The organism is Legionella rubrilucens, assembly GCF_001468125.1.
Classification (GTDB): domain Bacteria; phylum Pseudomonadota; class Gammaproteobacteria; order Legionellales; family Legionellaceae; genus Legionella_C; species Legionella_C rubrilucens.
Window position 1 is genome coordinate 643,503 of the sequence record NZ_LNYT01000007.1, and the last position, 4,290, is coordinate 647,792.

Consider the following 4,290-nt stretch of genomic DNA (forward strand, 5'->3'; position numbering starts at 1 on the left):
ATTGTGGCCGGCTAACTTTTCCAGGTCCGCTTCTTTGTAGTCCCCGTTTAACAGCTTGCTGACGACGTCCCTGTACTGAATTAAATAATCGCTGTCCCCTACTACTTCCTGCCAATATAATACTTTTTGCACGAATTGATTCTCAATATTCAAAATGGGTGAATATTAATCAGTTTGTATTGAAAAATCAATTGCGCTGCACCAGCCTGCTGCTTGAAAGCGTCTTGCAGAGTGGGGTACTTACCTCATTTAATAGGCTTAAACGCCATCAATGAAAAAATACTGTCTGTTTTATAATGATCCACATAACGAAAGCCCGATGGCTCGATGCGTTTCTGCCATTCACTCAGCGTGCGCTGCCTGCCGCCTAAGAGGGCCATCATGACGATGTCCATCGTCTTGTTCGGATGCGGCAGGTCATTGTCCGGCAGGACCTGTTCGGCAATAAACAACATGGCCTCTGCGGGCATTTGCCGGCGGCAATTGCTTAAAATCTGATGCATCATGTCGTCATTGAAATCGTGCAATACCCCCTTAAAAAGGTAAGCGTCGGCTTTAGGGATGGTTTTAAGGAAATCGCCTCCCTGCCGTTGCAGATTAGCGGGAAAATCATTGGCGTTGAGCTGGTCAATGACTTGTGGGGAGTCAAAGAGAATGACGTTGACTTCGGGATGCTTCAAGGCGATGGCTCTGGCGAGACCGCCTAATCCACCGCCCATGTCGGTCAAGGTGTGGAAAGCGGAAAAATCATAAGCCCTGGCAATGGCATTGTCATCGTAAGTCGACAATTTAGCCATGCCGCGATCGAAATTACGCTGTTTTTCAGGGTGCTGGCTTAAAAAATGAAAGAAATCGTCGCCATGCTGCTCGTGAAAACCGGCTTCTCCGGTTTTCAAGCTCTGGTCAAGGGAGGAAAAGGCTTGCCACCAACTGTCATCCACCATGCACAGGACATCACGAATGGAGCAGGGATCATCATCGCGAAGCGGTTTGGACAACTCGGTCAGCGAGTAAGCGCCATCGTGATGATGAAAGAGCTGGTAAGCTGAGAGAAACCGAAGCATGCGATCGAGCAGTTCAGGCTGGGTACCTGTCGCCTCGGCCAGGGTGCTGACATGGGTAGGCTCAGACGACATATGGTTGGCGACACCCAGCTTCGCTACGGTATGAATCGCGCGGGAGACAACATACCAGCGGGACATCGCGGCTAATTGCACATGCGGTTGTTCCTGTTGTTGCATCTTGCAAGTCCTTTTGTTAGAAAATTTTACCGAAACGCTATAGTCGCAGGCAAAAACCATGCTAACTTTAGCAGATTGCTTCTCTGATTATTGTAGATTGATCCCTGTAACTTAGCATGAAAGCCAGCGAATTATCGTTTCTACCATTAAAAAATTACGAAAAGCCCATCGCCATGGCGATTGTGGCTCTCTTCGCCCTGTTCACCCTGTTTGAGATTTATGGACTCTTCAAACCGCTGGATGCCCAACCCCTGCGTACCGATCCAGCGCTGGTGGTTGCAGAACAATCCATTACTGCCCATTCGCCGGTGTTTACGGCAGCTCTGTTCGGTGATTATGTGCCGGTGAATATGGCGGATGAAACCATCAAGCAGTCAATGCTTGATGTGGACATTGTCGGAATTATGTATTCCACGCAACCGGATGATTCGCAGGTGCTGCTGCGGGCGGCGGGCGGTGAGGAAAAGTCTTACCGGGTGGGGGATACGTTGCCTGGCGGCGCCGTGATTAAACGCATCGGCAAAGATGGCATAGTCGTTTTGCATAATGGTACACTTGAGAGTTTAAGTTTGCCTAAGAATGAATTGCGCTTCGAAGAACCGGCGAAGCCTTTACTAGAGGAATAACGTATGCGGGCAGGTTTTCGTGCGGCTATGACCCTGTTGTTAAGCTTGTCTTTAGCCGCCTGTGTCAATTACACCAATTTATACCGCGGCATCGCCAGTTTTAAAGCAGAGGATTACCGCGCCGCCTTTATCCGCTTAAAACCCGAAGCCTTAAAAGGCCAACCCGATGCCCAATACGCCATTGGCTACATGTACTATTACGGGCAGGGCGTGGTTGAAGATCGCAAAAAAGCCTGGGTGTGGATTAACCGTGCCGCACGCGCTGGCCAACCCGATGCCGTCCAGGCTCTGGCCATTTTGACCCAACCGCCGGCGCCGCCTAGAAAATCACGCAATTTCGCGGCAGCCAGCCGTCGCCTGGGTTAAACCGGCTATTGGTTTTGCCATTCCATGGTTTTGGATGGTGCTTCTTCCTCTTTGGACGAAGGGGCCGGGGAGAAAAACTGCGGCGAATGCGAGCCGGTCTCGGCGGGCGGTTTTTTGTTTTTGAAAAGCAGTTCTTCCAGCGGTTTTAGAGGAATGCCTTGTTTAAGCAGGGTGTCATTTAATTTGTTGGCTAATTTGACAAAGAAAACCCTCCCATCCTGAGAATCACCGCCAAGATATTTTAATACGTCCCCGATAACGGGCTTAATCAGCTTATGCCATTTATCGACGGAAACACTGTCTATCAGTTTATCAGCGAGCAAGTCCAGTATTTTATAGCTTTTCGGATCTTGAAGTAAGCAAAGCAGCACGCATTTTTCCCGGTGGTGATTGGCAACGGGTTTCCCTGGCTTTTCATGCCAGACTGACGGGGGAATCTGGTTAATGAGGGCAGGATGCTGTTCCAATAAGAACTGGAAAAGGGGACGTCCTGTTGCTGTGCTTGCAAGCCAGTAAAGCGGTGTGGTTTCTTGCACGTCATCGGGGTGATACCACGCGTTCGCAGGGATTTGTGCAATTAATTTGGGATTTTCAGTGAGTATACGGGTAAGAAAATGCAGGTTTTGATCGGCGGCCAAGCATTGAATCATTGATCCTTTATGGCCTTGCCGGTAAAGGATTTCCGGTTTGATTTTGAAAGGCAACTCCGGGTATTGCTGCAGAAGCCTCTCTAAAATCGGGCTGCCTTCAATGGCCAGGCTTTCAAGTGGAGTAAGCGTCTGATTGAACAGATGGGTTTCTTTAAGCCAGAATTCGAGAGGAATTTTAGCCAAGGACTCCGGATTTTTATCAAGCCATCGTTTCAGCAGGTTGCATCCTTCGCGGGTAAAAAGCAGCGCATGGAGCAGGGTAATGCAATACCTGGTCTCATCGCTGATGACTAAAAAATTTTCACGGCATAATTGTTCAGGCGTAAAGGAGGGGACTGAACTGCTCTGGAAGCAAATTTTGTTGTAGATTACCCAAGCACGCCCGTCAATATCCTGTGAATCGGGATTGGCTTTAAACAGGTTAAGCATCAGTGAAACCCAGGGAGTCATTAGGAACCCCTCTGCGATGGTGTATTCTTCAAACCATTCCATCAGGGGAATTTTTTCCAGGGCTTCACCCTTATTGGTTTGCACCATGAGTTCAAGAATGTCAGGGCAGCTTAGCGTTAAGCGAAAAAGCAGCGAGGTATTCACTGGCCCATGCGCTGATTTGGCAATCCATAATGACGTGGGAATAGCCTCTAAAAGGGCTGGGGTATGTTTTAATTGATGATGCAAAATGGTCGCTGTGATATTGTTATCGCATAGAAAATGCAAAAGCGAACGTTCAAGCCCAAACGTATTGACGGTTAGTGATAATGTTTTAACCGTAAACAGTTTTTTATAAATGGCATCCAGTGAGACAGAGCCTAAGGCTTTCTTCAATTTGTTGTAATGGTGAAGCGAGTAGATGAACAAATTGGAGTAGTGTCGTTTGCGGGTTGGGATAGGGATGGTCAACCAAATTTTTTCAAGCTCGGCGGGGTTAGCGAGCCGTTCATGATTAAACACCTTTTTTTCTTTCGCCGCGGTCACCAGCGCCATGACCAGTGTTTCGGGCGCGAGTTCTCTGATTGTCGGGGCGGGGACTGGTTTTTTCCCCGCTTTTTTGCTGATTTGGTTAATCTTTTGCAGCGGGAGAGTGGTGTTTTGTTTATTGGCAGATTGCTCAACGGTCCTCTGGGTGAACTGCTGTTCAATGGCTTTAGCCTGTTCGGATTTGCCCAAGTGTTTGAGTTTATTGGCTTCGTTAATCCAGTCCTGCTGGGAGGCGGGAATGGGTTTGGGTTCGGGATTGTTGTTATTGTTGTTGTTAGTGGTGTTCTGAGTGAGTTTGAGGGTGGTTTGTTTGAGAGGGGTTAAGAGGTTTTTGCGTTGATGGACGCTGCTGTCTTCGACGATGGCGAGTGATTGTGTGGCGCGTGTGAAGGCGGTAAAGAGTTGGTTGAAATGGGGAGCGAAGGAGGC

The 4,290-nt window shown here is 48.6% G+C and carries 4 protein-coding genes; 2 read left to right on the forward strand and 2 right to left on the reverse strand.

The window, feature by feature from the left end:
* Positions 1 to 245 precede the first annotated feature (245 nt).
* A complete protein-coding gene (locus Lrub_RS06435; protein WP_058531344.1) occupies positions 246 to 1,241 on the reverse strand; it encodes a methyltransferase in 996 nt (331 codons plus the stop codon).
* A 116-nt stretch (positions 1,242 to 1,357) separates the two neighbouring features.
* Here Lrub_RS06435 and Lrub_RS06440 point away from each other — a divergent pair, with 116 nt between their 5' ends.
* Together Lrub_RS06440 and Lrub_RS06445 are read left to right on the forward strand one after the other, a co-directional pair.
* Entirely contained in the window at positions 1,358 to 1,867 is a 510-nt protein-coding gene (locus tag Lrub_RS06440) for a type II secretion system protein N (protein ID WP_058531345.1), read from the forward strand.
* A 3-nt stretch (positions 1,868 to 1,870) separates the two neighbouring features.
* Entirely contained in the window at positions 1,871 to 2,233 is a 363-nt protein-coding gene (locus Lrub_RS06445) for an SEL1-like repeat protein (protein ID WP_058531346.1), read from the forward strand.
* Between the two features lie 5 nt (positions 2,234 to 2,238).
* Here Lrub_RS06445 and Lrub_RS06450 read toward each other — a convergent pair.
* A partial coding sequence (locus tag Lrub_RS06450) for a hypothetical protein (protein WP_193392350.1) occupies positions 2,239 to 4,290 on the reverse strand: 2,052 nt, incomplete at its 5' end.

Excerpts from the sequence above, each read along its gene's own strand:
- Lrub_RS06445 (WP_058531346.1), top strand. The coding sequence starts at position 1,871 with ATGCGGGCAGGTTTTCGTGCGGCTATGACCCTGTTGTTAAGCTTGTCT.
- Lrub_RS06435 (WP_058531344.1), bottom strand. The coding sequence starts at position 1,241 with ATGCAACAACAGGAACAACCGCATGTGCAATTAGCCGCGATGTCCCGC.
- Lrub_RS06440 (WP_058531345.1), top strand. The coding sequence starts at position 1,358 with ATGAAAGCCAGCGAATTATCGTTTCTACCATTAAAAAATTACGAAAAG.